Genomic DNA, 24942 nt, shown 5'->3' with positions numbered 1-24942 from the left:
GGCTCGGTCACTGCACTCGGGTGGTGGCGGGCTCGGTGGTGTCGTCGTCGTCCGAGCCGTCGTCGAGGTAGATGTCGTGGACGACGATGTTGACCTCGGTGACCTCGAGGCCGGTCATGCGCTCGACGGCGTTGATGACGTTGCGGCGGATGCCCGCTGCGAGGTCTGCGATGGAGACGCCGTAATCGGCGACGATGTCGATATCGACTGCTGCCTGACGCTCGCCGACCTCGACCGAGACACCCTGCGACTGGTTGACGCGGGCACCGGGGATGCGCTCACGGAGAGCACCGATCGCGCGGCTGGCTCCGCCGCCGACGGCGTGCACGCCCTGAACCTCACGGGTGGCGATGCCGGCGATCTTGGAGACGACGGTATCGGCAATGGTGGTACGGCCCTGCGAGCTGACGAGCACGGAATCCGACTTGGTGGTGATGTCGGTCTTTCCTTCGCCTGCTGCGGATACGGTTGCCTTGGTGTCCGTCGTGGAGCTCATGAATGCCTCTCTTCGTTTCGGTGTCTTGTGCGTCAGTGTGTGACAGGAGTTGGTCGTAGCTCGATGGTCGAAACGCACGTCCACATAAAGTGACCTACGTCATAGATTACGTCCGCTGGTAAACCGGTATCGAAGACTGGCGTGATCGATGACCACGATGAAGTGAACGGGGGCCCGATGGAGTGGGTAGACGCGTCGGACCGCGTTCTCGTCGGCGCTGCGGCGCTCGGCGAGACCGATGCGTTCGAGGAGATCGTCCGGCGCTACGGCCCGGAGATGTTTCGGTATGCGCGCAACATGTTGTCCGATCAAGGGGCCGCCGAGGAGGTGGTGCAGGACGCGTTCGTGGCAGCGTGGAAGGGCCTCGACAACTTCCGTGGGGACTCGGCTCTGCGAACCTGGCTGTTCTCACTGGTGTCGCACAAAGTGATCGATCATCGACGACGTCGCAGCGTTCCCCCCGCAGAAGATTGGGTATTCGAGCGCAAGAGCACCGGCGCGGGCAGCGATCCCGAGGCGGATGTCGAGGCCGACAGCTTCATGACAGAGCTGGGCACAGCACTCGCCGAGCTGCCCTACCGTCAGCGGGCCTGCTGGCTGCTCCGCGAGGTGGAGGGCCTGACGCACCCCGAGATCGGCGCGATCATGACCCTGTCCGCCGGAGCAGTACGTGGTCAGTTGACCAGAGCACGAGCAACATTGAGCGAAAGGTTGGCAACATGGCGAACCCACTAGAGCCGGATTCGGTTCTCGCGCGTGCTGCCACCGAACTTCGGGACGCACCACAGGAACCGAATTGGGTGGACATCAGCGCGTCCATCATCACGAAGGTACGCAACACCACCAGACGGACGTGGCCGATCGACAGCGCGTTCCCCTCCGGCTCTGATGCCGGACCGGCGGACTCACTGCGGGTCAGCGACCACATCGTCAAGACGACGCTTCGTCGTGCACTGGCGGACGTGCACGGCGCACAACCCACCGAGATCGACCTCGACCTCGACGACCATGCCTGCATCGGTCTGTTCGTCGCGGTGATCGGGGTGTACGGCGACGACCTGCAGGCCGCGGGAGACGAGCTGGCGACCATCGCGATCGATACGGTGTCGGACCTGCTGGGCGTCACCCTCGGGCGTGATGTCGTGGAGATACGCGTCGACGACATCGAGGAGCGCTAGCTGTACCGGCCGGGTGAGGAGGCAGGCTGTGGCGGACAGGGGTGAGCTGCGGATCTACCTCGGCGCAGCACCGGGCGTCGGGAAGACTTTCGCCATGCTCGGGGAGGCCCACCGGCTGAGCAGCCGGGGCTGCGACGTCGTGGCAGCGGTCGTCGAGACACACGGCCGGGCGCGGACGATCGAGGCGCTCGACGGTATCGAAGTGCTGCCGATGGCGACCGTCGAATATCGGGGGTCGTCCGCGCAGGAACTCGATCTCGACGCCGTCCTGGCGCGAAAGCCCCAGGTGGTGCTCGTCGACGAACTCGCGCACACCAACACCCCCGGCAGCGTGCACGGCAAGCGCTGGCAGGACGTCGAAGTACTGCTCGATGCCGGCATCGACGTCATCTCGACACTCAATGTCCAGCACCTCGAATCCCTCAACGACGTGGTGCAGCAGATCACCGGGGTGCCGCAGCGAGAGACTGTGCCCGACAGCGTCGTTCGTGCGGCCGACGAGGTGGAACTGGTCGACATCACTCCCGAGGCGCTCCGCAGTCGGCTGCGGCACGGCAACGTCTACGCCGCCGAGAAGGTCGACGCGGCACTGAGCAATTACTTTCGGGGCGGCAACCTGACGGCGCTGCGGGAACTCGCACTGTTGTGGATCGCCGATCAGGTCGACGCGGCATTGGTGAAGTACCGCAAGGACAATCGCATCACCGAGACGTGGGAAGCCCGCGAGCGCGTGGTCGTGGCCGTGACCGGCGGACCGGAATCGGAGACGCTGCTGCGCCGCGCCAGTCGCATCGCCTCGAAGTCCAGCGCGGAGCTCATGGTGTTGCACATCGTCCGCGGCGACGGCCTGATGGGTGTGTCGGCACCGCAGATGGGATCGGTGCGAAAGCTCGCCGCGGGGCTCGGTGCCAGCGTGCACAGCGTCGTCGGCGACGACGTACCGACGACTCTGCTCGACTTCGCCCGCGGGGTGAATGCAACGCAGCTGGTGATCGGTACCTCGAGACGGTCGCGCGCGGCGCGGATCCTGGACGAGGGCATCGGCGCAGCAGTGGTGCAGAACTCGGGAAAGATCGACGTGCACATGGTCACTCACGCCGAGCAAGCCCGCCGCAGGGGCATGCAGGTCGATTCGGGGCGGCGACGCATTCTGGCGTGGGTCGCCGCCGTACTGGTGCCCTGCCTCGCCGCCGCCGTACTGAGCACTGTGGGACCGGACTTCGACTCCAGCGGCGAGAGTGCCCTGTTCTTCATGGTGGTGCTCTGTGTCGCACTGTTGGGAGGGGTTGCGCCGGCGGCACTGTCGGCGTTGATCGCGGGATTCCTGCTCAACTACTTCTTCACCACACCCCGGTACAGCCTCACCATCGCCGAGCCGGAAAACTTCGTCGTCACCGTGGTGCTGCTCGTCGTCGCCGTTGCTGTTGCCGCCCTCGTCGATGCTGCGGCCCGGCGAACGCGTCAGGCGCGCAGGGCGACCCAGGAAGCCGAACTGTTGACACTGTTCGCCGGATCGGTGTTGCGCGGAGCCGACCTGACGGCACTGCTCGAGCGCGCCCGTGAGACCTATCGGCAGAGTGGTGTGGCGCTGTGGGACAACCAGTCTCAGTCGATCGTGGGCAGCACCGGTGAGCAGGCACCGATCGATCGAACCGGAGCCGATACCGAGGTCGACGCAGGCGACTTCACGCTCTTGCTCGTCGGCGAACGCACCCGCGCGCACGATCGGCGGGTGCTCGCGGCGGTGGCCAACCAGGCTGCCGGCATGGTTCGGCAGGGCCGGCTCGCGGAAGAAGCCAGCCGCGCCAATGCGCTCGCCGAGGCCGATGCGCTGCGTCGAGCATTGCTCTCGGCCGTCAGCCACGATCTCCGGACGCCACTGTCCGCCGTCAAGGCAGCGTCCTCGTCTCTGCGTAGCACCGACGTGCAGTTCTCACCCAAGGACACCGACGAATTGCTCGCCACCATCGACGAATCGGCCGATCAGCTGACCGCGCTGGTGAGCAATCTGCTCGACTCCTCGCGGCTGCAAGCCGGTGTGGTGCAGCCGAGTCTGCGTGCCGTCTTCGTCGACGACGTGCTGAGCGGCGCGCTGGTCCAAGCAGACGATCGTGTGCGGGTCGAGGTGGGTGACGTCGAAGTACTGGCAGACCCTGGCCTGCTCGAACGGGTGCTGGCGAACCTGGTGGACAACAGCGCCCGGTACGCACCCACCGGCGACATCACGGTCAGGGCCGCGGTGCACGGCGAGCGGGCAACCATCTCGGTCGTCGATCACGGCCCCGGCATCACCGCGGGAGCCGAGGAAACGATGTTCGACGCGTTCCAACGCCTCGGGGACCGCGACAACTCGATAGGCGTCGGGCTGGGACTGTCGGTGGTGCGCGGATTCGTCCGAGCCATGGGCGGTACCGTCACGGCATCGAACACGGACGGCGGCGGGCTGACGATGACGGTGGAGCTGAAGGCGGCGAGCAGGTGAAGGTGCGGGTGCTCGTCGTCGACGACGAGCCACAGATCGTGCGAGCGCTGCGGATCAATCTCAACGTGCGCGGGTTCGAGGTGGTGAGTGCAGGAACCGGCGGTGAGGCGCTGAGGGTGGCTGCGAACTTCCACCCGGACATCGTGATTCTCGATCTCGGCCTACCCGACATCGACGGCATCGACGTCATCGCCGGTCTGCGCGGCTGGACCGAGGTGCCGATCCTGGTGCTCTCGGCGCGGACCGACTCGGCCGATACCGTCGAGGCACTCGACGCCGGTGCCGACGACTTCGTGACCAAGCCCTTCGGCATGGACGAGCTGCTGGCAAGATTGCGTGCGGCTCTACGGCGCGGACCGCAGACCGTGGCAGATCCCGTCGTCGAGACGGAGGACTTCACCGTCGACCTGGCCTCGAAAACCGTTGTCCGAGCGGGAGAGAGCGTGCACCTGACCCGCACCGAATGGGGCGTCCTCGAACTGCTCGTGCGCAACGAGGGCAAGCTGGTATCGCAGAAGGACATACTGCGCACCGTCTGGGGGCCTGGCCACGAGCGTGAAACTCATTATCTACGAATATATCTCGGCCAGCTACGGCAGAAACTGGAACGAGACCCGGCGGCTCCGGTGCATCTGATCACCGAAACCGGAATGGGCTATCGATTCGTGAGTTGACCGCTATCCACCCAGTACCGCACCCTCGCGGCGCGGGTCGGCTCCCCCGATCCAGCCGCCGTCGGTACGCTGCAACGCGCTCAGTCCGCTGGACTGGTCTGCGACCGAGACCTGATGGCCCATCTCGCGTAATTTCACCACCACGGGATCGTTCTCACCAGTCACGTTCGGATGCTCGCCGCCGTAGTTGGTGGACGGGGTGTTGGCCGCACCGAAGTCGACCATCGATACCGCCTGCTGTGGGTCCATGCCCCAATCGAGCAGTCCCACCAACGTTTTGACGACGAACTGAATGATCACCGATCCACCGGGAGATCCAGCGACGAGCTCGAGATCGCCGCGTGCGCCGTCGTCGCCGCGGTCGAACACCAGCGTCGGGGCCATCGAGCTGCGCGGACGCTTCCCCGGCTCGACACGGTTCGCCATGGGAGTTCCGTCCTCGGCCACGGGAGCCGCGGAGAAGTCGGTGAGCTGATTGTTGAGCAGAAAGCCGTCGACCATGTGGAACGAACCGAAAGCCGATTCGACGGTCGTCGTCATCGAGGCGGCGTTGCCCTCGCTGTCGACGATGGAGATGTGGCTGGTGCCGTGCTCGGGGTCGGTGGACGAGGCGAACTGCACCGGGCCGAAGTCGCCGGGCTGCGCGGTACCCATCGACTTGGACTCGTCGATGAGTCCCGCTCTGCTGCTGAGATATTCGGGGTCGAGCAAGGCGTCGGGGGATCCGCCGGGCAGGGGTACGAAGTCCGGATCGGCCACGTACTTGTCGCGATCGGCGTAGGCCAGTCGCTCGGCCTCGGAGATCAGGTGCACGGCTTCGGCCGTCGGGGTACCGCCGTTGGCGTCCATTCCCGTCGGTGCGTAGTGCGCCAGATCGAAGTTGGACAGAATGCCCATCGTCGACGCCACCGCGATGCCGCCCGACGACGGTCCCGGCATGCCGCAGATGTCGTGGTCGCGGTACTCGGTGCATACGGCCGTGCGGGTTTTGGGTTCGTATCCGGCGAGGTCGTCGAGGGTGATCTGCCCGGGGGTGCGGCCCGCGGTGGTATCGGCCGTCGCGTCGACGATGGCCTGGGCGATGTCGCCGGTGTAGAAGGCGTCGGCTCCGTCGGTTGCGATGGTGGACAGCGTCTTCGACATCGCCGGGTTGTTCAGAACCGTACCTGCGGGCTTTCCGGTGCCGTCCGGCTGCAGGAAGTAGTCCTTGGATGCGGGGTCGAGGGCGAGCTTCGGTGCCGAGTCGGCGATGGACGAGGCCATGCGCGGGCTGATCTCGATTCCGTTGTCGGCGAGACCGATAGCAGGCTGGAAGAGATCCCCCCACGGCTTGTCGCCGTGATCGTCGTGGGCTTGCTCGAGCATCCGCAGGACGCCCGGCACGCCTATCGAGCGGCCACTGGACCGCGCATCGGGTTGCGGCACAGTGCGGTTCACATCGTCGATGTATCTCAAGTAGTCACCGGTGGCGCTCATCGGAGCGGTCTCGCGGCCGTCGTAGCTCTGTACCTCGCCGGACGCCGCGTCGTAGTACATCAGGAATGCGCCGCCGCCGATTCCGGACGACTGCGGCTCGACGAGGCCGAGCACAGTCTGTGCGACGATCAGTGCATCGGCCGCGGTGCCGCCGTCACGCAGCACCTCGCAGGCTGCTTCGGTCGACACCGGGTTCGCCGTCGAGACCGAGTACGACGCAGTCTCCACCGGTGCCATGTTCGATCGATATCCGGTCGCGACTTCCGGATTGGTGGAGATGTCGCCCGAACCCGCGCTGGGTGTCGCTCCTACCGGGGTGCCGCCGCTGGCACCGAGAACGCAACTGTTCTCGGCAGCGGAGTCGGTGCCGGTGCTGTCACTGCTGCTGCACGCGGCGAGCGGTACCAGCAGGAGGGCACAGGCAAGAGCGGTCGAGCGAAGTGGGCGCATTCCGGTTGCAGACACCGCCCGACGCTAACACCGTGATCACCGTCGCTGCGCCGATTCGAGGAGCCAGTGTGCGATGGGTGCGGGCCTGCCGAACAGGAAACCCTGCGCGAAGCGGCATTCGAGCGACTCGATGATCGAGGCCTGCTCCTCGGTCTCGACACCCTCGGCCACTGTGTTCACCGGCAGAGCCGACGCCATGGCGACGATCGCGCGAATCAGTTGAGTATCGGATTCGGAGTGACCGATCTCGTGCACGAACGACTTGTCTATCTTGAGCAGCGCGATCGGCATCGCGCGCAACCTGTTCAACGAGGAGTAGCCGATTCCGAAGTCGTCCAGCACGATGAGTACACCCATGGCAGCGAGCCGATCGAGAAGGCTCTTCGCGGTGCCCATGTCGTCGATCAGAACGCTTTCGGTGATCTCGAGCGCCAGATCTGCTCCGTTGAGGCCGTACTCGTCGAGCAGTCCTCGCACGATGGTCGGCAGCGAATCGTCGCGCAATTGCATCGGGGACACGTTCACCGACATCGTGACGTCCTGACCGTGCGCGCGCAAAGTCACCAGATCCGAGAGCGCGGATCGCAGCACCCACTCTCCGATCTCCTTGATCAGACCGGTCGATTCGGCAATCGGAATGAATTCGTTGGGGGTACACACCCGGCCCTCCCTGTTCCAGCGGAGGAGTGCCTCGTAGACGACGGTGGTGCGCGAGGCGGTGTCGACGATCGGCTGGTAGTACACCTCGAGCTCGCCGCGTCTGATCGCGCCGCGCAGCGCGGTTGTGGTCTCCATCGCGGAAGTGGCACGTGCGCGCAAGGATTCGTCGAAGAACGCGTAGCGCGCCGCGCCGAGGGATTTGGCGTGATACATCGCGGTATCGGCTTCACGGATGGCGTCGTGCAGTCGATCTGCATCGGCGATGCCGACCGATGCCGTGACGTAGGCCATCGCAGCGCTGAGCGGGAACGGCTCGTTCATTCGGTCGATGATGCGACGGGCCAACGCTTCTGCGCCGAGACGATCGCACCGCGACAGGATGACGAATTCGTCGCCCGCGTATCTGACGACGGAGTCGCCAGCACCGACGGCGGCGCGGATACGCCGCGCCGCGGCGACGATCAGTTCGTCACCGACGCGGTGGCCGTACGAGTCGTTGACGATCTTGAAGTTGTCGAGGTCGACGAACAGGACGCAGGTGCGGCCGGGAGCCTGCGAGCGCTCGTGTCGGGCGTATTCCTCGTCCAGCATCGTGCGGTTCGGTAGACCGGTCAACAGGTCGTGAGCCGCGAGATACTTGGCGTGCTCCTTGCCGAACTGAACTCTGGTGAGTGCGCGTTCGCCGCGCAGAAAGGCACCGACCAGGATCGAGGCCAGCAGCAGCGAACGCACGACCAGATCTCCGGTGGAGACCGCCGAGCCCAGCAGGGGCACGGTGGCGCACACGACCAGCAGCATCACCACGAACACGACCCGGCGGTTGCTGTGGGCGGGTGCCGGATCCTGCCGCTGAGAGACGGTGCGCATCGACGGGTCGAGTGCTGCCATCGCCAGGGAGAGGTACGCGAAGAGGTAGATACCGTCGAGCAACCCCGAGGACGGCGCGTCGGCAGTCGTGGCTGCGAACGCGTACGAGACGTCTCCGACGAGCGTCGCAATCAGCGCGATCAGCGCCCACTGCAGCGCCGCCGTGCGGGGTTTGGACGAGTACAACAGGTAGGTGGTCAGCGTGATCAGCGCTGCGTCGATCGCCGGGTACACGCCGTTCACCACAGTCGATGCCGACGAGTGCGAGGATTCGAGGGCCGGTGAGATGAACAGCAACCACGACAGAAACAGGGTGCCGAGGAAGATCAGGCCCGCATCGACCAGTGGTGTTATGTCGTCGATCGACTGGCGATCTCGGATCCACCGCGACAGGGCATATCCGACGAGTACGTACCCGGTCAGGGTGAACAGGTCGGGTAGCAACGTGAAGGAATGGGTCAGCGTGCTGGGATCGCTACGAAGCGAGACACCGAACATGAACAGCACCGAGGCCCCGAACAGTGCCCACCAGCACCGAGAGTCGTCGGGACGGTAGCGGCGAATGGCGGCGCTGATGGCGAGCACCGAGCCGACGGCGACTGTGGCCAGGACGCCGGCTCGCACATCGGCGTCGCCGAGAACGAAGAAAGTGGTGGCTACGACGACCACGGCGGCCAGTCCTGCTGTTCGTTTGGATTGGACGGCAAAGGGCGCAGCGACCTTCGTATTCATCGAAGGACCTACTTCCTTCTCGCTCGCGGCCTGCACACCGCTTCTTTCTCGACGCCTCCATCGGTGAATATACGTCTTCGGTCAGTGGATTCGGTGACAGATCTCTCCTAAGGAGGCACAGCTGTCAGGTCGCCGCCGCGGAGGTGCTCCGCTGGACTGCGATGCGGACGTCCTCTTCGATCAGGTCACCGTTGATCGCAGCACCGGCTCGCACTCCGGCAGCCGAGGCAGCGACCACCGTGTCCATCGGCGCGGACACGTTGCCCGCCACCCAGACACCGGGCACAGAGGTGGCACCGACGGGGTCGGCCTCGATGTAGGTGCCCAGAACGTGGCCGTTCATGACCATCTCGGTGGTGCCGATTCCGAGCGAGACCAGGATGTCGGCGCGAGAGGTGAAGTTGGGTCCCACAACCAACGCGTCGAGTCGGACCTGCCGCCCGTCCGTCAGCGTGACGCCCACGATCGCGTCGTCGGCCACGTCCACCCTGGCGATCTCCTCGTCGACCACCTCGATGCCGCGGGCGGCCAGACGGCCCTGATCTTCGTCGGTGAGTTCCGGTGCCAGGTGTGCGAACACCGTGACGTGCTCGGTGAGCTGACGCCACATCTGCGCCTGATGCCCGACGAGTGGGCTACCGATGATTCCGATCCTGTGGTCGCGCACTTCCCACCCGTGGCAGTACGGGCAGTGCAGTACGTCGCGACCCCACCGCTCGGCAAGGCCTGGAATGTTCGGGAGAACATCGGTGAGGCCGGTGGTGACCAGGAGGCGTCGGCCACGCACGACGGAGCCGTCGGCAAGTGTGACCTCGAACCCGAGTTCGGTGCCAATTGCCGACCGGGCGATGCCCTCGATGATGTGGACCCCGTAGCGACGTGCCTCGTCGCGGCCGAGCCGGACCAGTTCGAGCGGCGACTCGCCGTCACGGGTGAGGTAGTTGTGCGAATGTGCTGCAGGCGCATTGCGGGGGTCGCCGGCGTCGACGACCACGACCGAGCGTCGGGACCGGCCGAGGGCCACGGCAGCGCTGAGACCGGCCACGCCGCCGCCGACGATGATCGCGTCGACCAGGGCATGGTGAACAGTGTCTGATGTCATGCCCGGTAGTCTGCGGCCAACTGCGATGCATTGGCAAGAATAATTGCTGATACAGCAACATATTCAAGAGGAAAGTACCGCTAGGCGTGATTCGGTCGGCCTAACCGGGGAATGGAGTGGTTTCGACCCGGAATGGCCGTCCACCGCACTGCCGCTACTGCCGGTAAGCGCGGATGCACCGCTTGAACAGGCAGTTCGCTCGAGGTCTACTGGTCGGTAAGAATCGAGCCGGGGGGGCGTATGGGGCATTTCGAGATCGGCGAGACCGTTGTCGCGGTCCGAAATCTGGGACGCGTGCGGTGGCGCAGCGGTATCGCCAAGGGAACCGTCGGAATCGTCGTCGGCGTGGATTGGCTGGGCGACGCACGGGTGAGTTTCACCGTCGACGGGTCGATGCGTACCCGAGGCGAAACGGTGGAGCACATCGTCGCCGACGGGGACGTCCGCACGTTGCGGGCCGCTCCCCGGCGGCTGACCGGCTAGTTGGAGTCGGTGCGCTCGTCGGAGGTCGCGGGGCCGGTTTCGATTGCGCCGCCTTCGCTCGACCAATCGTTGTCTGTGGCGGAAGCTGCGGGGTCGGACTGAACGTCCTCTTCCGCGTCGGGGGCCGAGGTGTTGTCTTTGTTCTGCGTAGTCATGACCTCGGGGTACCCGTACGGTGCCGAACGAACCGTCGGCACCGTACGGGTGCTCGATCGGCCGCTCTCTACAGGCCGAAGGGCAGAGTGCCCGGTGCCAGCTCGAAGCCGCTGCTGCCTGCGGAGATGGAGCCGAAGCCGCCGAGGATCGCGTTGATGAAATTGGTGATCATGAAATGTTCCTGCCTTCGTTGTGTAGATGTTTCGTGCGGACAACCCGGTCGAGGCTACCGGCAGCGGTAGCGTCGAGGCTGTGAGAATCCAGGGAATCCTCGCCGGTGTTGCTGCGGCCGCCTGTGCGCTCACGGCATGCACGACGGAATCTCCCGCGCCGACGGCGAGCGCTTCCGCCTCCCTCGACTACGCCTCCCTCGACTACGTGGCCCTCGGGGATTCGGCCGCGTCGGGCCCGCGCATTCCCGACCAGGTGGGCGTGCCGGGTTGCCAGCAATCCGATTCCAACTACCCGCACGTTCTCGCGGAAGAACTCGCTGTCGCTTCGTTCGTCGACGTCACGTGCTCGGGTGCGATCACCGAGAACATCGTCTCCACTCCGCAGGGGACGTCCAGCGGTGAGGTGCCGGTGCAGCTCGATGCTTTGTCTGCGGACACCGATCTCGTGACGATCACGATCGGCGGAAACGACATCGGACTGGTGTCGACGGCCGTGGGCTGCCTGACCTTCACGGCGTCGTCGGCGGCCAACGTCTGCAGGGACCGGCTCACTGCAGGGGGTGTCGACACCGTCGCCGCAGCCATCGCGGAGAAGGCACCGAACTGGGGAGCCATGCTCGACGCGGTGGCCGAGCGCGCGCCCGACGCGCGGATCCTCGTTGTCGGCTACGGCACGTATCTGCCGGACGGCGGATGCTTCCCCACCCAGCCGATGCTGCCCGAGGACGCCGACTACATCCAGGGCAGCATCACCGCGATGAACGAGGCCCTGAAGACGCAGGCCGACGAGCACGGTGCCGAGTTCGTCGACACCGAGGCGTTGAGTGTCGGCCACGATGTGTGCGTGGCACCCGACCAGCGGTACTTCGAGGGCGTCGTTCCGCAGAATCCCGCTGCGCCTCTGCATCCCACGGCGGCCGGAATGGCGGCGATAGGTGACGCGGTCGCGGAGGCCGTGCGCGCCGGGTAGGTAACCACGACATGGCAACTGGCCATGGAGCGGTCGGCCTCGGTCGCCCATGCTCGACACCATGGTCTCGTATTCCGCTGTGATCGGGGTGTTCGCGGTAGCTCTGGCGTTGGTTCTGACGCCGGGGCCCAACATGATCTACCTCGTCTCGAGAAGCATCTCGCAAGGCAGGCGGGCGGGAATGGTGTCGCTCGCAGGTGTGGCTGTCGGCTTCCTCGTCTATCTGACGGCCACCAATCTCGGCCTGGCAGCGTTGTTCACGGCCGTGCCCGCGTTGTACACCGCGGTCAAGCTCGCGGGTGCCGCCTACCTTGCCTGGTTGGCGGTGCAGGCGCTGCGTGGGAGCGTGTCGGCGTTCGAACCGGCCGAGCTGCAACAGGATTCGACCCAGCGGCTGTTCACCATGGGTCTGGTGACCAACCTGCTGAACCCGAAGATCGCGATCATGTACATCTCGGTCATCCCGCAGTTCGTCGATCCCGCGGCCGGTCACCCTCTGCTGCAAGGCTTCACGCTCGGCGGCGTGCAGATCGCCGTGGCGGTGGCGGTCAACCTGGCGATCGTGGTGCTCGCCGGATCGATCGCCCGATTTCTCGCCGTCCGGCCGACCTGGCTGAAGATCCAGCGCTACCTCATGGGCACGGTGCTCGGGCTACTGGCGGTGCGTGTCGCCACCGACGGCGGCAGGCCCGTTCCTGCGTGATCGACGCGCGGCACGCAGCTCCGGATCCAGTCGTCGCCGTACTGCTTCGGACGCAGCCGGGCCAGGAAGGAACTGCGCGCGGCTCTCGCGCAGAGACTGTCCTGTCTCGCGGTCGACGAGCACCGGATCGATCGGTCGGCCGTCTCCGTCTACCAGGACCACCCGCCGATCCTGCTGCGGCACATGCTTGTTTCCCCATGCATACAGGGCGACGATGACCGGGCCGAGTTCGCGGGCCCGCGCCGTCGGCACGTACTCGTGGCGCGCGGGGCGCTCGCTGTATTGCACCTTGGCCAGGAGCCCGCCGTCTACGAGGCCTTTGAGTCTGCGCGTCAACATGTTCGGAGCGATACCGAGATTGGACTCCAGCTCGTCGAAGCGAGAGAAGCCGTCGAGCACATCCCGCAGTATCAGCAACGTCCACCATTCGCCGACCTGCTCGAGTGCGCCGGCGATGGGGCACTCCATGTCCGCGAAACTACGACGGTGCACAGCTACCTTCCCGCGATGACCAGCAACGAGCTCGTCCCGGTTGCGACGACCCTGCCGGTGTTGTCGACTATCGAACCTTCGGCGAAGATCACCCGCGAGCCGTTCTTGACCACTGTCCCCGTGGCCGTCAGAGGCCCGCTGTGGGAGTGCACCGGACGCTGGTAGCTGACATTGATGTCGATGGAGGTGTACCCGGTGCCTGCGGGGAGCGTGGTGTGGGCTGCGCATCCGAGCACGGTGTCGAGAAGCGTGCACACCAGCCCGCCGTGCACCATGCCGATCGGGTTGTAGTGCGCCTCGGACGGTTGGCACTCGAACACCACCTTGCCGGTCTCGACCGACACCGGGGAGAACTGCATGAGCGCTGCGATGGGCGGAGGTGGCAACTCGCCGTTCGCCAGCGCACGCATGGCGTCGAGACCACTCATGGTCGAAGCAGTCTTCAGCACCTCGGCGGGGTCGACCCACGAGAAGGTCTGCGATCGTCGATGCTCATCAGTGATCATGTGCCTGGCCCGTCCTCGAGTGACTATCACGATAATAGTCAGCTGCTCATGATCGTAACCCGTGATCGCGATATGCGCGCCAACCCCCGTACTCGGTGATGTCGGTTCCCTTCTCGGCCGCATCGTGTGCGCAGCAGAAGCCGGTGACCCAGCGTCCGTCCGACAACTCGACCGGCCCGAGGCCCATGGGCGCAGGCAACCCGGCGAGGAAGGTGCCGAGCGCGGCCGCGGACATTCGGTACAGCTCTCCGGCAATGGGTGCGCCGTCCCCTTCCCGCCGCACCAGACCAGGCTTGGGCGGTGTGGTGTGCAGATCCACGAGTCGATAGTCCGCAGATGTGGTCACCTCGCCGCTGAAGCGCGCACCCCTGTCGGTCAACTGGTGGTGCACCGGAAAACCGCGCAGATGCGCTCCGACCGCCAATACCTCGATGCCGTCGTCTATCAACGACGGCGACGGGACGCCGCTCAGCTGTGCGGCGAGGTCGATCGCGATCTGATCCTCGAACGCGGGGACGACGAACATGACTCCGAACGGACTGCCGTCCGGCGTCGGTTCACCGGGAACCGCCACCGCTGCCATGTCGAGCAGATTGCAGAAGTTGGTGAACGTACCGAGGCGACGATTGATGCCGATCGGATCCGACTGCACCGCAGCAATGCTCGGATGCTCGGTGGTGGTGGGCAGCAGTAGACCGTCGAACCCGTTCAGCAGTGCGCGGGCCACAGTCTCGGCTTCGGCGAGAGCGGCGAGATCGTCCACGTACCGATGCGCGGACGGCCCTGCTGCCGATCCGACGATCGCGGCCACGGTGGGATCGGCCCCGGCAGGCGCGGTGTCGAGGAACTCCCCGACAGCCGAATAGCGCTGCGCCACAATGGCTCCGTCGTAGAGTAGCTTCGCCGCGTCGAGCAGCCCTGAGATATCGACCTCGACGTGGGTGAAGCCCTTCTCGGCCAGGCCTGCGACCGTCGCCTCGAATGCCCGACGGTACGCCGGGCTCAACGATGCCAGGTCCTCACCTCGCGGGACGGCGACCCGGGGTAGCGGGGACGCGGCCAACCGCACGTCGGTGGGCCAGGCCCGGCTGCGTGGATCGGTAGCGGTCGGCCCGGTCATGACTTTCATTGCTGCCGTGGCACTGTCGAGATCGTGAGCCAGCACGGTGACGCAGTCGTAGTCGGCGCACGCAGGCACCACGCCGGTGTTCGGCACGATTCCCAGCGAGGCCTTGATTCCCACCAAGCCGTGGAACGCGGCGGGGACTCGTCCCGAACCGGCTGTGTCGGTGCCGATTCCGATATCTGCGATGCCCAGTGCTACTGCGGCAGCGGAGCCCGAGCTGGATCCACCCGACACCAGTGTGGGGTCCCAGGCGCAGCGCACTGCCCCGTAGGGGCTACGAGTGCCGACCAGTCCGGTGGCGAACTGATCCAGGTTGGTCTTGCCCAGCACCAGTGCGCCCTGGCTCGTCAGGCGCTCGATGGCAGTGGCGGATTCTGTCGGCGCATAGGCGAATTCGGGGCAGGCGGCAGTAGTGGGCAGACCCGCCACGTCGATGTTGTCCTTGACCGCAACCAGCACGCCGGCGAGCGGCAGATTTGCGCCCGCCTCCAGGGCACGGTCGAGCGCCGTGGCCTCGGCCAACACGTCGTTCTCGTCGCGCAGGGTGATCCACACCTCGGGGCGGTCGACCTCGGCAATACGTTTGTACGCCAGAAGAACTCGCTCTCGTACCTCAGGCCGCATCGGTTCTGCCTTTCGTCGTGTCGAATTCGCCTGCTGCCGACCATGCGTCCCGCTCGGCTCCGAAGGCCACGGCCTGCGTCGCGCGGAATTCGGCAATGGAGTCCGCGTTGGTCTCGAGGAAGCTCTCGTGCTCGGCGAGGGAGAACTCACCGTCGGTGATGTCCACACCGCCGCCGCGGCCGGCCGCCAGATCGGCGCGCAGATCCATCAGCTCCTCGGGTTCGACCGAGTACCAGGAGATTCGGTCGAAGAACCGCAACAGCCACGGAGTTCCTTCCTCGAACGGCCCGCCGCTGTACGCGGCACTGTGGTTCCACACCTGCGTGGTTCGGCCGACGAACTGGTAGCCGCCGGGGCCTTCCATACCGTAGATGCACAGGTACGCTCCGCCGATGCCGACGGCGTTCTCCGGCGTCCACGTGCGTGCGGGGTTGTACTTCGTCGTCACCAGGCGGTGTCGTGGGTCCAGTGGCGTCGCCACCGGAGCGCCCAAATACACGTCACCGAGTCCGAGCACCATGTAGTCGGCAGCGAACACGGTGTCGAAAACGTCTGCCACGGAATCGAGTCCGTTCATCCGCCTGATGAACTCGATGTTCCAGGGACACCATGGGGCATCGGCGCGCACACCGTGCATGTATCGCTGGATCGCTTCCCTGGTCGACGGGTCGTCCCACGACAGTGGCAGCCGAACCTGGCGGCTGGGCACCACGAGTTCCGAGGCTGCGGGCAGATCGTCCTCGACCTCGGCGAGCAGTCCCATCAACGAATCGATCGACAGCACATCGGGATTCACCTTCACCTGCAGTGAGCGAATTCCCGGTGTCAGGTCCAGCAGGCCTCGGGGTGCGATGCCCTCGATCCGCTGGTGCAGCGCGTGCACCCGCGCTCGCAGGGTGAGGTCGAGTTTCATGTCACCGTATTCGACGAGCACGTTGTCGTCGCCCGACCGGCGATAGGTGACGCACGTATCGGCGTCTCGTCGAGCGATGACGCCGTCGTCGCCGTCACCGCCTGCGGAGAAGACCGCGGGCAATGATGCGCGCCGGGCGAGGCCGAGCGATCCCAACGGCGCTGTGGCCGCAGCCCGGACCGGAACGAATCTGATGGTGTCTCCGGGACGAAGTTGACCGAGCTTCCAGCGTTCGGCCGCGACAACGGTGACAGGACAGACAAATCCGCCGAGACTGGGTCCGTCGGGGCCGAGCAGGATCGGGGTGTCACCGGTGAAGTCCAAAGCACCGACGCTGTAGGCGTTGTCGTGAATGTTGGACGGGTGCAGTCCGGCCTCGCCGCCGTCGGCCCGAGCCCACTGCGGCTTGGGGCCGATCAGCCGGACTCCAGTGCGATCGGAATTGAAGTGCACCTCGTAGCGGGTGGCGTAGAGGGTGTCGATGTCGTCGCGGGTGAAGAACTCGGGCGCTCCGTGCGGGCCCTCGGTGACGGCGATGTCCCAGGCGGACGTCAGCACCGGCAGGTGTTCCATCGGGATGGGTCCGAGGACGGCGGAGTTGTCGGAGCGGCCTGCCAGTCCGATGATGTCGCCCTCGCCCAGGATGCCACCGCGATGTCCGCCGAACTTGCCGAGAGTGAATGTTGCTGCGCTGCCGAGGTAATCCTCGACGTCCAGGCCGCCCTGGATCAGTACGTACACCCGCAGCCCGTGTCCGGTGGTGGTGCCAACGTCCAGCTTCGCTCCGGCGGGGACCAGCACGGGTCGCCACTGCGGTACCGATTTTCCGTCGATGCGCACCGGTACCGCGGCTCCGGTGACGCAGACGTAGGTATCGGTGTCGAATGTCAATGCCGGACCAGCCATGGTGGATTCGAGCCCCGGTGCACCCTCGGGGTTGCCGAGCGCGGTGTTGCCGAGCCGGAACGACAGATCGTCCATCGGTCCCGACGGCGGCACGCCCACCTTCCAGTAGCCGACGCGTCCCGGCCAGTCCTGCACCGTGGTGAGCATTCCGGGCCGCAGTACGGTCATCTTGGTCGCGTTCATGCCCCCGCCGACTCTCGCGTCACGATCATCTGCACCGCGGTGGGGTCGAATCCGTTGCAGGGGTTGTTGATCTGCGGGCAGTTCGACACCAACACGAGGGTGTCGATTTCGGCACGGAGCGAGAGCTTCTTGCCGGGAGCCGACAAACCGTCGACGATGCCGAGGGTGCCGTCGGCGTCGACGGGGACGTTCATGAAGAAGTTGATGTTGGGGGCCAGGTCTCGCTTGCCGAGTCCCCACTTGGAACCTTCGCTGAGGAAGTTTTCGACGCATGCGTGTTGGTGCTGAGTGTGGTGGCCGTAGCGCAGAGTGTTCGATTCCTTGGAGCAGGCACCGCCGACGGTGTCGTGGTTGCCGACCTCGTCCTCGATGATCGTCATCAGCGGTGTCGAATCATCGCTGCGCAGAACGGTTCCGGTGGTGAGGAACAAATTCTGTTGCGCGGTGACCGTCGCGGCGGCGGAGTACCGGAGCGAGTGGTCGTGTGCGCTGTACAGCAGAGTGTCGACGGCCTGATTGCCGTACAGGTCGACGATGGTCAGGACGTCACCGGCTTCGACGATGGCGGACCAGGGACCGAACGCCGGTGCGATTTCGTCTCGGATGATTGTGGTCTCGAGGGTGCTCGCGGTCATTGCGCTGCCTTCCATGCGTTCTCGGAGTTCTGCACTGCACGCTGGTATTCCGGTTCGGTGTTGTCGAGCGAGAGCAGCTCTTCGGGTGCCTTCCAGGCCAGTACGTCGAGCGTCGTCGTGGGGTACTCGGGGCTGGGGTCCAGTGGGTGAGCGGTGTTGGCGAGCAACACGATCACCGGCAGGTGGATGAGCAGGTCCACCGAGCGGCCCGGTCCGGCCGAGCCGGTGCTGACGAGGCTCCCGTCCGCGGCGACGGTGACGCCGTGGAAGAACGACAGGGACGGCGCGACGTCCCGCGGTTCGAGTCCGTGCTTGGCGGCGGCGAGGGTGAACAGTTCACGCCCTGCCGGAGCCGACGAATGTGGTCCGCTCTCTCCGTATTTCGTGGTGTTGGTCGCCGAGGATGTGGTGCCGCACAACGCATCGTGGTGGCTTGAGGTGTCGTCGACGATGGTCGCCAGCACGCGGCCCTGGTCCGAGAGCAGGGGGTGGCCTGCACTCAGGTACGCCTGCCACGGAACCTTGACGGTGTCGGCGGTGTTGAGCCGTTCCCACGGTGCGTCGACGCGATAGAGCAGGATGTTGGCGCAGGCAGCACCGTCGACGTCGACGAGACGCAGGCGGGTTCCGCGAGCCAGGACCTTGGTGGTGTAGCTTCCACCGGGCACCGATTCTGCCCAGGTGAGCTCCGAGATGCCCTCCGGTGCTGTGGGTGCAGGCGCGACGGTCGCCTGGGATCGTGCGTGTTCCTTGGCGGAATACGTTGTTGCGGTGCTCATGGTTCAGGCTCCGATCGTGACGGGCTTGGGGTGGGCTTTGCCGTGGGGCAGGCAGGCGATGCCCACGACGATCACGGCGAGGACGGTCAGTGGTGCGGCCCACCGCAGCAATGGGAATTCGCCGGTGGGGTCGAAGATTTCGGCCCGCGGCCACGACAGGTTGATCACCATCAGACCGCCGTAGAGAACTGCGGCGATGTTGACCGGCAGGCCGAGGCGGCCGAGGGTGAAGAGCTTTTCGCCGTCGGCGTCGTGCATGATCCCGCCGTGCGGCCAGCCCTTGAGTCGCTGGATCAGCAGGGGGACGGTGACCATCATGTAGGCGAGGTAGATGAGCACGATGCACACGCTCGAGAGGGTGGTGAAGATCGCGGAGTTGCCGACGTTGACCGCGAGGATCGCGACGCAGGCCAGACCGATGAGCACCGAGGGTGCGATGGGAGTGCCGGTGCGCGAGTTGACCTTCGCCAGCGCTGTCGAGGCGGGCAGCCGACCGTCGCGGGCCATCGAGAACATCAACCGCGAGGCCGCGGTCTGGATGGCGAGGGTGCAGATGAACACGGCGATGGCGACGTCGATCAGCAGGACCTTGCCCCACGGGGACGTGAGGATCGAGTCGATGACGTACGGAAGTCCCTGTGTCGCAAGCTGACCGTCGGTCAGGCTCGGTGCCGCCATGAGTGCGCCGACGATCATCAGGCCACCGCCGAGTGCCGATGCCGAGAGGGCAAGGCGGATGGTGCGGGGTGCGACGCGTCGGGGATTGCGGGTTTCCTCGGCAAGTTCGCCCGCGGAGCCGAAGCCGACCATGACGTATGCGGCCATCAGGCCCGAGATGATCCAGGCCCCGATGTAACCGGGATCTGCTCCGGCACTTCCGGTATCGAAGACCACCTGCGGTCCGCGCTCGGCATGGGTGAAGAACACCAGCACCAGCGCGATGACGCCGACGATCTCGCAGGTGACGCCGATGCTGTTGATGCGCGACATCCAGTTCACGCCGATGCAGTTGATGGTGGTGGTGAGTACCAGCAGGATCGATCCGAGCAGAACGGCATTGGCAGCTCCGCTCGAGGAGGTGAGCGCGGTGTCCTCACCGATGAACTGGAATCCGCCCCAGATGCTGGGGAGTACGACCTGCAGTGCGATGGCGGCGGCGGAGGCGGTGACGATCTGCGCGATGATCATGAACCATCCGGCGAACCACCCGACCAGTTCACCGCCCATGCGGCGTGACCAGTGGTAAATGGCACCCGAGATGGGATAGCGGGCTGCGAGTTCGGCGAAGTTGAGGGCCACCATGAACTGGCCGAGGAACACCAGCGGCCAGGTGAGGAAGAAGGCGGGGCCGCCGAAGCTGAAGCCGAGGCCGAAGAGCTGGAAGATGGTGGTGAGGATCGAGACGAACGAGAAACCGGCGGCGAACGACGCGTACTTGCCGAGACTGCGGTGCAGCTGCTGGTCGTAGCCCAGGGCCGCGAGATCCGAGTGATCGGTGGTGGACGTCGGTTCCGAACCCGAGCCCGGGGCCGGCAAAGTTGTCGAGCTCATGTTCTCTCCTACGGGCGAGGTGGGTGGTGAGTGACCGCCCGCTGCATCGCCGAGGCGGGTTTCTGTCAGTTGATAGTTTTCGGCGCCGCCGTTCCCGGGCGGTGACCGTCGTGCAACAAGCTCGTTTCGTCTATTTCGATCAGATGACAGAAATCTCACCGACACGATGACCTGACAAGATGGGGCCATGACCGGCGCAGGCAGACCGAGATTGAGCACGAAGAAGCGGCCCGGCGACACCGCTCGCGAGGAGATACTCGACGCATCGGCCGAGCTGTTCACCACTCGCGGCTTCACCAACACCTCGACTCGTGTCATCGCCGAGGCCGTCGGATTGCGTCAGGCTTCGCTCTATCACCACTTCGCCACCAAGGACGACATCCTCGACGCACTTCTCAGCGGTACCGTCGACGCTCCGTTGGCCGTTGCGCAGCGAATCCGCGATTCCGGGGCCGAGGCCTCGACCCAGATGTACGCGCTCGCCTACTTCGACGCCGGGCAGCTCGCCGCATCGACATGGAATCTGGGCGCGCTCTACCTCCTGCCCGAGCTGCGCAGCGAGCGCTTCGAGACCTTCCGCGACCATCGGTACACGCTGATGAGTCTGTACGCGGCCATCGCGTCGGACACCCTGGTTCAACTCGACTCCGAGCGTCGGCCGGGCACGGAGGACCTGCCGTTTCGCCTGGTCGAGACGGTGGTGAACGCGCGTGCCGATCGCGAGAACGGCCGCCGAGATTCCACGGCGGATGCGGCGGGGATCGCCGAGGCCGCCCTGCGCGTGCTCGGCTGGACCGGGGATGTCACCGCGTTGCACCGGAGTGCGGAGGCCCTGCTCGAGGAGGTTGTCGGAATAGTCGAGGATCGTCGGTCCTTGCATTCGACATGACATCGATAGCAATAGTCGGAGCAGGTGCAGGTCTCGGCGCAGCAGTGGCGCGTAAGTTCGGCGCGCAGGGCTTCTCGGTCGGCCTCATCTCCCGCAACCAGTCCCGTGTCGACGCGCTCGCTGATCAGCTGGTGGCCGACGGTGTATCCGCGAAGGGCTTCGCCGCCGACGTGCGCGACCCGGCCTCGATCGCCGCAGCCTTGGAGCAGGTCACCGAAACACTCGGTCCCATCGAGGTGCTGCAATACAGCCCGCTTCCGCAGAAGGACTTCATGCGGCCCGTACTCGAGACCACCCCGGCAGACATGGTCGGCCCGGTCGAGTTCTCCATCTACGGACCCATCGCCGCCGTCCATCAGGTGCTACCGGGAATGCGATTCCTCGGCAAGAACAAAGGCACGATCCTGTTCGTCAACGGCGGCTCTGCCGTGAAGCCCGGTCGTACGGTCACCGGCACGTCCATCGCGTTCGCGGGACAGGCCGCGTACGCGCAGCTGCTCAACGAGGAGTTGGCCGCGGAGGGAATCCAGGTGTCGCAGTTGATCATCGGTGGTGCCATCGACGGCAAGGATCCGAAAAAGAGCCCCGAGGCTCTCGCCGGGCAGCTGTGGAGCCTGCACACCGAACGGAACAGGTTCCGGGTTCAGATCTCGGCTGACTAGGCTTGCCGGCATGACATCGCTGCCCGACTGGGCTCAGAGCCTGGACCTTGCACCTCACCCGGAGGGTGGTTGGTTCAAGGAGACCTGGCGCAGTGAGGTCACGATTCCACAGATATCTCTGCCCGACGGTTATCCCGGCCCGCGTGCTGCCGGAACGGCAATTCTGTTCCTGCTCATGCCCGGCCAGCAGTCGGCCTGGCACACCGTTCGCGGGACGGAGATGTGGCTGTACCACCGAGGCAGTCCGGTGCAGCTCGACCTCGGCGGTGCGGGGACCCAGCCGGGGGCCGCGACTTCGTTGCTGGTCGCGCCCGAATCTCCGCAGCAGATCGTGCCACCGTTGGTCTGGCAGCGGGCGCAGCCGGTGGGCGAGGAGCCGAGCTTGGTCAGCTGCATCGTCACTCCCGGCTTCGATTTCGAGGACTTCCGGCTCGAGGACTCCCATGGGTAGGAAGCGGGCGACAGCGTCGGCCGGATCTCTGCAACCCGGTGTGTTCGAGATCGATTCGGGCACCTGTGAATTGGTGCGCGATACGTTCTCTGCCGACGGGTGGGTCGTCAACGTCAACGATGTTCCGAGTTCGCACATCGACATGAACGACCCCACCGTGCTCGAGTTCGAGTACATGCGATGGATCTCGGGATTGGTACGTGCGCAATGGGATTCGACCTTCCCGCTGCGGGCGTTGCATCTCGGGGGTGGGGCCTGCACGCTGGCACGCTCGTTCACCGCCGAGTTTCCCGGTGCGCGTCAGGTGGTTGTGGAGCTCGACGGGAAGCTCTCGGAGCTGGTTCGCGAATGGTTCGATCTGCCGCGGGCACCTCTCCTTCGCATCCGAGTCGGTGAGGCTCGGGCGGTCACCGAGACCTTGAGCGAGAACAGTCGTGACTTGATCGTGCGAGATGTGTTCGCCGGAGCCACAACTCCGGCCCCGCTGCTCACCGCCGAATTCACCACCCATGTCCGACGCGTCCTCTCACCCGGCGGAATGTACGTCGTCAACTGCGGTGACCGCCGAGACCTGTCGCTCGCCAAGCAGGAGGCGTCGACCATCGGAAGTATCTTTCCGCACACGGCAATCGTCGCGGATCCGGCAATGCTCAAGGGCAGGCGCTACGGGAACATCATCATTGCGGGGAGCGATGTGCCGATCGGGGATTCGCCGTCTTTGGCTCGCGAACTACTCGGCGGCGCAGTTCCGGCGCACGTGTGGTTGACCGAGGAGGTCACAGCGTTCGCGCGTGATGCGAAGGTGTTGCGGGATCAGCCTCGATCGACTTCTCCGGAGAGCACCTCGTCCTGATTCGGCGAAAACATTCGTAGTCCTGGACCTGCCGGTGGCGGCAGAAACCTACCGTGGTCCGAAGGCATGAACGACATTTCGTCTGCGTATCGATAATCGCATACGTGTTGGCAACACCCTTCCGTCTTGGATGGCGATATGACCTACGACGACCGGGGTGTGACCCAAGGAAAACGTGATTGCGCAGCGCCGCGGCAGGCGCAGGCACATCGGACGACGCGGATCAAAGTCGGAATCATTTTCGGAGGGGCTTGTGAAGAACACCCCATTTCCGTCAAGTCGGCGCGAGAGGTCGCACGTAGCCTCGACGCGGAGAAATACGACCCGTTCTGGATCGGCATCACGACAGGTGGAGATTGGTTGTTGTGCGACGGCCCGGACGAAGGGTGGGAGAGCGGCACTGGTATTCCAGCCGTGGTCTCGCCCGATAGAGCTGTTCACGGTCTGCTGGTCATGAAGCACGGGGAGTACGAGACCGTGCGCCTCGATCTCGTCTTTCCCCTGCTGCACGGAAAGCTCGGTGAAGACGGTGCGATCCAGGGCCTGTTGGAACTAGCTGGTATTCCCTATGTCGGTTGCGACATCCAGGGTTCAGCGGTGTGCATGGACAAGTCCTTGGCTTATGCCGTCGCCAAGTCCGCGGAGATCGCCACACCGAACTTCTGGGTTGTCACGGAGAACGAGAACGTCGACTCCAACCAATTTCGCTATCCCGCTTTCGTCAAACCCGCCCGATCGGGCTCATCTTTCGGAGTAAGCAAAGTAGCCAACCAGGCCGAGCTCATCACCGCCATCGACTTGGCACGAAAGTACGACTCGAAAGTGCTCATCGAGGAGGCCGTCACAGGCAGCGAAATCGGCTGCGCGGTCCTCGGCGAGAGGTCCGGCCTGATAGTGGGCGAGGTGGACCGCGTCGACCTTTCACACGGATTCTTCAGAATTCATCAGGAAGACTCCCCCGAGACCGGTTCGGAGAACTCGACATTCATCGTTCCTGCGGACATCCCGGACCACTCACGCCGACTCGTTCAAGAAACCGCCGAAAAGATCTACCGCGTTCTCGGGTGCACAGGACTGGCGCGAGTGGACATGTTTCTGACCAACGACGGGCAGGTAGTGCTCAACGAGGTCAACACTATGCCGGGCATGACCTCGTACAGCCGCTACCCCAGGATGATGGCGGCCGCCGGGCTCCCGCTGTCGAACGTGATCGACCGACTCATCACCATGGCGTCGCACCGGAAAGAACGATGAACAGCGCCATCGCGAGGGCGGCATCTCCCGGATCAGACAGGAGCGATTGATGCCGATATCGACTCTCCGGTCACGTGACGAGGTTCTGCACTGCGTCTCGCAGTGGGGGGATCTGAAACAGAACGACGAGGTCGTCATGCGACGCACAGGCCCCTCTGGGCTGGAGGTTTTCTTACGGGGTACTGATCCACGGGACCTTCCCGATTGGGCAGCCGATGGATACCGCTCCAGCGACGAGTACCTGTTCTGGTCGCGAAAGGTATGCGGCTTGGCGTGTCTGCAGTCGCTACTCCATGGTTGGACCGACGTTCGGTTGTCGATGGGCGAGCTACTAAATCGATCCCTCGAGCGCGGGTGTTACCTCCTTGAACCGTCTGAAAAAGTTCACGGGTTGCTCTACAGGCCGTTCATCGCATGGGTGGAAGAACAATTCGGATTTACCTGCGAACTTGTCGAGCGCACCCCGATTCACCAATCTGTTCAACGTGTTCGGCCTGGGCAGGTCATGATCGCATC

General features: G+C 65.1%; 24 protein-coding genes. 12 read left to right on the top strand and 12 right to left on the bottom strand.

Going from position 1 to position 24942, the window contains the following annotated elements; translation table 11 throughout:
• Window positions 1–7 precede the first annotated feature (7 nt).
• Complete coding sequence (locus ACQR3T_RS09420; RefSeq protein ID WP_032378652.1) at window positions 8–496, bottom strand: Asp23/Gls24 family envelope stress response protein; 489 nt, start codon at window positions 494–496, stop codon at window positions 8–10.
• Between the two features lie 177 nt (window positions 497–673).
• On the opposite strand from ACQR3T_RS09420, the gene ACQR3T_RS09415 reads away from it, so the two are divergent.
• The 4 genes from ACQR3T_RS09415 to ACQR3T_RS09400 are packed head-to-tail and all read left to right on the top strand — an operon-like array spanning window position 674 to window position 4830.
• Window positions 674–1231, top strand: coding sequence for an RNA polymerase sigma factor (locus ACQR3T_RS09415; RefSeq protein ID WP_052064936.1), 558 nt, complete (start codon window positions 674–676; stop codon window positions 1229–1231).
• The gene (locus ACQR3T_RS09410) at window positions 1216–1674 is read left to right on the top strand and encodes a hypothetical protein (RefSeq protein ID WP_032378650.1); all 459 of its coding nucleotides are present in this window, start codon (window positions 1216–1218) and stop codon (window positions 1672–1674) included. The genes ACQR3T_RS09415 and ACQR3T_RS09410 overlap by 16 nt, the downstream gene beginning before the upstream one ends.
• Complete coding sequence (locus tag ACQR3T_RS09405; RefSeq protein ID WP_428693217.1) at window positions 1634–4156, top strand: DUF4118 domain-containing protein; 2523 nt, start codon at window positions 1634–1636, stop codon at window positions 4154–4156. Before ACQR3T_RS09410 ends, ACQR3T_RS09405 begins: the two co-directional genes overlap by 41 nt.
• Window positions 4153–4830 carry a response regulator gene (locus tag ACQR3T_RS09400; protein ID WP_428693216.1) on the top strand — a complete coding sequence of 226 codons (678 nt, stop codon included), beginning with the start codon at window positions 4153–4155 and terminating at the stop codon, window positions 4828–4830. Before ACQR3T_RS09405 ends, ACQR3T_RS09400 begins: the two co-directional genes overlap by 4 nt.
• Before the next feature lie 3 nt (window positions 4831–4833).
• Here the strand turns inward: ACQR3T_RS09400 and ggt are convergent, their stop codons facing one another.
• From ggt to ACQR3T_RS09385, 3 genes are all read right to left on the bottom strand, one after another.
• Entirely contained in the window at window positions 4834–6756 is a 1923-nt protein-coding gene (gene ggt, locus ACQR3T_RS09395; RefSeq protein WP_428693895.1) for a gamma-glutamyltransferase, read from the bottom strand.
• A gap of 36 nt (window positions 6757–6792) precedes the next feature.
• On the bottom strand, window positions 6793–9015 hold the full coding sequence (locus ACQR3T_RS09390) for a putative bifunctional diguanylate cyclase/phosphodiesterase (protein WP_428693215.1): 2223 nt from the start codon (window positions 9013–9015) through the stop codon (window positions 6793–6795).
• Window positions 9016–9139: 124 nt separating this feature from the next.
• Window positions 9140–10117, bottom strand: coding sequence for an NAD(P)/FAD-dependent oxidoreductase (locus tag ACQR3T_RS09385; RefSeq protein WP_428693214.1), 978 nt, complete (start codon window positions 10115–10117; stop codon window positions 9140–9142).
• Window positions 10118–10357: 240 nt separating this feature from the next.
• On the opposite strand from ACQR3T_RS09385, the gene ACQR3T_RS09380 reads away from it, so the two are divergent.
• Window positions 10358–10600 carry a hypothetical protein gene (locus ACQR3T_RS09380; RefSeq protein ID WP_428693213.1) on the top strand — a complete coding sequence of 81 codons (243 nt, stop codon included), beginning with the start codon at window positions 10358–10360 and terminating at the stop codon, window positions 10598–10600.
• Here the strand turns inward: ACQR3T_RS09380 and ACQR3T_RS09375 are convergent.
• The gene (locus tag ACQR3T_RS09375) at window positions 10597–10755 is read right to left on the bottom strand and encodes a hypothetical protein (protein WP_165712885.1); all 159 of its coding nucleotides are present in this window, start codon (window positions 10753–10755) and stop codon (window positions 10597–10599) included. The genes ACQR3T_RS09380 and ACQR3T_RS09375 overlap by 4 nt on opposite strands.
• Before the next feature lie 253 nt (window positions 10756–11008).
• Between ACQR3T_RS09375 and ACQR3T_RS09370 the strand changes: the two genes are divergently transcribed.
• Both ACQR3T_RS09370 and ACQR3T_RS09365 read left to right on the top strand, forming a co-directional pair.
• The gene (locus ACQR3T_RS09370) at window positions 11009–11899 is read left to right on the top strand and encodes an SGNH/GDSL hydrolase family protein (RefSeq protein ID WP_428693212.1); all 891 of its coding nucleotides are present in this window, start codon (window positions 11009–11011) and stop codon (window positions 11897–11899) included.
• Window positions 11900–11960: 61 nt separating this feature from the next.
• Window positions 11961–12602: a LysE family translocator gene (locus tag ACQR3T_RS09365; RefSeq protein WP_428693211.1), complete on the top strand. Its 642-nt coding sequence runs from the start codon at window positions 11961–11963 to the stop codon at window positions 12600–12602.
• Here ACQR3T_RS09365 and ACQR3T_RS09360 read toward each other — a convergent pair.
• Genes ACQR3T_RS09360 through ACQR3T_RS09330 form a run of 7 tightly spaced genes read right to left on the bottom strand, consistent with a single transcriptional unit; the run spans window position 12552 to window position 20317 of the window.
• Window positions 12552–13070: a winged helix-turn-helix transcriptional regulator gene (locus ACQR3T_RS09360; protein ID WP_052070596.1), complete on the bottom strand. Its 519-nt coding sequence runs from the start codon at window positions 13068–13070 to the stop codon at window positions 12552–12554. The two genes, ACQR3T_RS09365 and ACQR3T_RS09360, sit on opposite strands and share 51 nt — an antisense overlap.
• A 26-nt stretch (window positions 13071–13096) precedes the next feature.
• Window positions 13097–13600: a PaaI family thioesterase gene (locus tag ACQR3T_RS09355; protein ID WP_032378646.1), complete on the bottom strand. Its 504-nt coding sequence runs from the start codon at window positions 13598–13600 to the stop codon at window positions 13097–13099.
• Window positions 13601–13646: 46 nt separating this feature from the next.
• Window positions 13647–15350: an allophanate hydrolase gene (atzF, locus tag ACQR3T_RS09350; RefSeq protein WP_428693210.1), complete on the bottom strand. Its 1704-nt coding sequence runs from the start codon at window positions 15348–15350 to the stop codon at window positions 13647–13649.
• Window positions 15340–17352, bottom strand: coding sequence for a 5-oxoprolinase/urea amidolyase family protein (locus ACQR3T_RS09345; protein ID WP_428693209.1), 2013 nt, complete (start codon window positions 17350–17352; stop codon window positions 15340–15342). The genes atzF and ACQR3T_RS09345 overlap by 11 nt, the downstream gene beginning before the upstream one ends.
• Window positions 17349–17987, bottom strand: coding sequence for an urea amidolyase associated protein UAAP2 (locus ACQR3T_RS09340; protein WP_032378643.1), 639 nt, complete (start codon window positions 17985–17987; stop codon window positions 17349–17351). Before ACQR3T_RS09340 ends, ACQR3T_RS09345 begins: the two co-directional genes overlap by 4 nt.
• Window positions 17984–18766 carry an urea amidolyase associated protein UAAP1 gene (locus ACQR3T_RS09335; RefSeq protein WP_428693208.1) on the bottom strand — a complete coding sequence of 261 codons (783 nt, stop codon included), beginning with the start codon at window positions 18764–18766 and terminating at the stop codon, window positions 17984–17986. Before ACQR3T_RS09335 ends, ACQR3T_RS09340 begins: the two co-directional genes overlap by 4 nt.
• Window positions 18767–18769: 3 nt before the next feature.
• Window positions 18770–20317, bottom strand: coding sequence for an amino acid permease (locus tag ACQR3T_RS09330; RefSeq protein WP_428693207.1), 1548 nt, complete (start codon window positions 20315–20317; stop codon window positions 18770–18772).
• A 187-nt stretch (window positions 20318–20504) separates the two neighbouring features.
• Here ACQR3T_RS09330 and ACQR3T_RS09325 point away from each other — a divergent pair, with 187 nt between their 5' ends.
• The 5 genes from ACQR3T_RS09325 to vanA all read left to right on the top strand — a co-directional run bounded on the left by ACQR3T_RS09325 (window position 20505) and on the right by vanA (window position 24426).
• Entirely contained in the window at window positions 20505–21206 is a 702-nt protein-coding gene (locus ACQR3T_RS09325) for a TetR/AcrR family transcriptional regulator (RefSeq protein ID WP_428693206.1), read from the top strand.
• Window positions 21203–21868, top strand: a complete 666-nt coding sequence (locus ACQR3T_RS09320; protein WP_428693205.1) for an SDR family NAD(P)-dependent oxidoreductase — start codon at window positions 21203–21205, stop codon at window positions 21866–21868. Before ACQR3T_RS09325 ends, ACQR3T_RS09320 begins: the two co-directional genes overlap by 4 nt.
• Before the next feature lie 10 nt (window positions 21869–21878).
• Window positions 21879–22319 (top strand): cupin domain-containing protein, encoded by a 441-nt coding sequence (locus ACQR3T_RS09315; protein WP_428693204.1) that lies wholly within the window; start codon window positions 21879–21881, stop codon window positions 22317–22319.
• Entirely contained in the window at window positions 22312–23172 is an 861-nt protein-coding gene (locus tag ACQR3T_RS09310; RefSeq protein WP_428693203.1) for a spermidine synthase, read from the top strand. The genes ACQR3T_RS09315 and ACQR3T_RS09310 overlap by 8 nt, the downstream gene beginning before the upstream one ends.
• Before the next feature lie 138 nt (window positions 23173–23310).
• Window positions 23311–24426 carry a D-alanine--(R)-lactate ligase gene (vanA, locus tag ACQR3T_RS09305; RefSeq protein ID WP_428693202.1) on the top strand — a complete coding sequence of 372 codons (1116 nt, stop codon included), beginning with the start codon at window positions 23311–23313 and terminating at the stop codon, window positions 24424–24426.
• Window positions 24427–24942: the final 516 nt, after the last annotated feature.

This window comes from Rhodococcus sp. IEGM1428, from assembly GCF_050321865.1.
Classification (GTDB): Bacteria; Actinomycetota; Actinomycetes; order Mycobacteriales; family Mycobacteriaceae; genus Rhodococcoides.
Note: the sequence above shows the minus strand (reverse complement) of the source record. Positions and strands in the feature narration are given on the sequence as shown.

Bases quoted from the DNA above. Each gene is read 5' to 3' on its own strand.
- ACQR3T_RS09405 (WP_428693217.1), top strand. From the start codon at position 1,634: ATGTCGTGGAGATACGCGTCGACGACATCGAGGAGCGCTAGCTGTACC.
- ACQR3T_RS09345 (WP_428693209.1), bottom strand. From the start codon at position 17,352: ATGAACGCGACCAAGATGACCGTACTGCGGCCCGGAATGCTCACCACG.
- ACQR3T_RS09410 (WP_032378650.1), top strand. From the start codon at position 1,216: ATGGCGAACCCACTAGAGCCGGATTCGGTTCTCGCGCGTGCTGCCACC.
- ACQR3T_RS09380 (WP_428693213.1), top strand. From the start codon at position 10,358: ATGGGGCATTTCGAGATCGGCGAGACCGTTGTCGCGGTCCGAAATCTG.
- ACQR3T_RS09340 (WP_032378643.1), bottom strand. From the start codon at position 17,987: ATGACCGCGAGCACCCTCGAGACCACAATCATCCGAGACGAAATCGCA.
- ACQR3T_RS09360 (WP_052070596.1), bottom strand. From the start codon at position 13,070: ATGGAGTGCCCCATCGCCGGCGCACTCGAGCAGGTCGGCGAATGGTGG.
- vanA (WP_428693202.1), top strand. From the start codon at position 23,311: ATGACCTACGACGACCGGGGTGTGACCCAAGGAAAACGTGATTGCGCA.
- atzF (WP_428693210.1), bottom strand. From the start codon at position 15,350: ATGCGGCCTGAGGTACGAGAGCGAGTTCTTCTGGCGTACAAACGTATT.
- ACQR3T_RS09355 (WP_032378646.1), bottom strand. From the start codon at position 13,600: ATGATCACTGATGAGCATCGACGATCGCAGACCTTCTCGTGGGTCGAC.
- ggt (WP_428693895.1), bottom strand. From the start codon at position 6,756: ATGCGCCCACTTCGCTCGACCGCTCTTGCCTGTGCCCTCCTGCTGGTA.
- ACQR3T_RS09365 (WP_428693211.1), top strand. From the start codon at position 11,961: ATGGTCTCGTATTCCGCTGTGATCGGGGTGTTCGCGGTAGCTCTGGCG.
- ACQR3T_RS09335 (WP_428693208.1), bottom strand. From the start codon at position 18,766: ATGAGCACCGCAACAACGTATTCCGCCAAGGAACACGCACGATCCCAG.
- ACQR3T_RS09390 (WP_428693215.1), bottom strand. From the start codon at position 9,015: ATGAATACGAAGGTCGCTGCGCCCTTTGCCGTCCAATCCAAACGAACA.
- ACQR3T_RS09375 (WP_165712885.1), bottom strand. From the start codon at position 10,755: ATGACTACGCAGAACAAAGACAACACCTCGGCCCCCGACGCGGAAGAG.
- ACQR3T_RS09315 (WP_428693204.1), top strand. From the start codon at position 21,879: ATGACATCGCTGCCCGACTGGGCTCAGAGCCTGGACCTTGCACCTCAC.
- ACQR3T_RS09330 (WP_428693207.1), bottom strand. From the start codon at position 20,317: ATGAGCTCGACAACTTTGCCGGCCCCGGGCTCGGGTTCGGAACCGACG.
- ACQR3T_RS09320 (WP_428693205.1), top strand. From the start codon at position 21,203: ATGACATCGATAGCAATAGTCGGAGCAGGTGCAGGTCTCGGCGCAGCA.
- ACQR3T_RS09325 (WP_428693206.1), top strand. From the start codon at position 20,505: ATGACCGGCGCAGGCAGACCGAGATTGAGCACGAAGAAGCGGCCCGGC.
- ACQR3T_RS09310 (WP_428693203.1), top strand. From the start codon at position 22,312: ATGGGTAGGAAGCGGGCGACAGCGTCGGCCGGATCTCTGCAACCCGGT.
- ACQR3T_RS09385 (WP_428693214.1), bottom strand. From the start codon at position 10,117: ATGACATCAGACACTGTTCACCATGCCCTGGTCGACGCGATCATCGTC.
- ACQR3T_RS09415 (WP_052064936.1), top strand. From the start codon at position 674: ATGGAGTGGGTAGACGCGTCGGACCGCGTTCTCGTCGGCGCTGCGGCG.
- ACQR3T_RS09420 (WP_032378652.1), bottom strand. From the start codon at position 496: ATGAGCTCCACGACGGACACCAAGGCAACCGTATCCGCAGCAGGCGAA.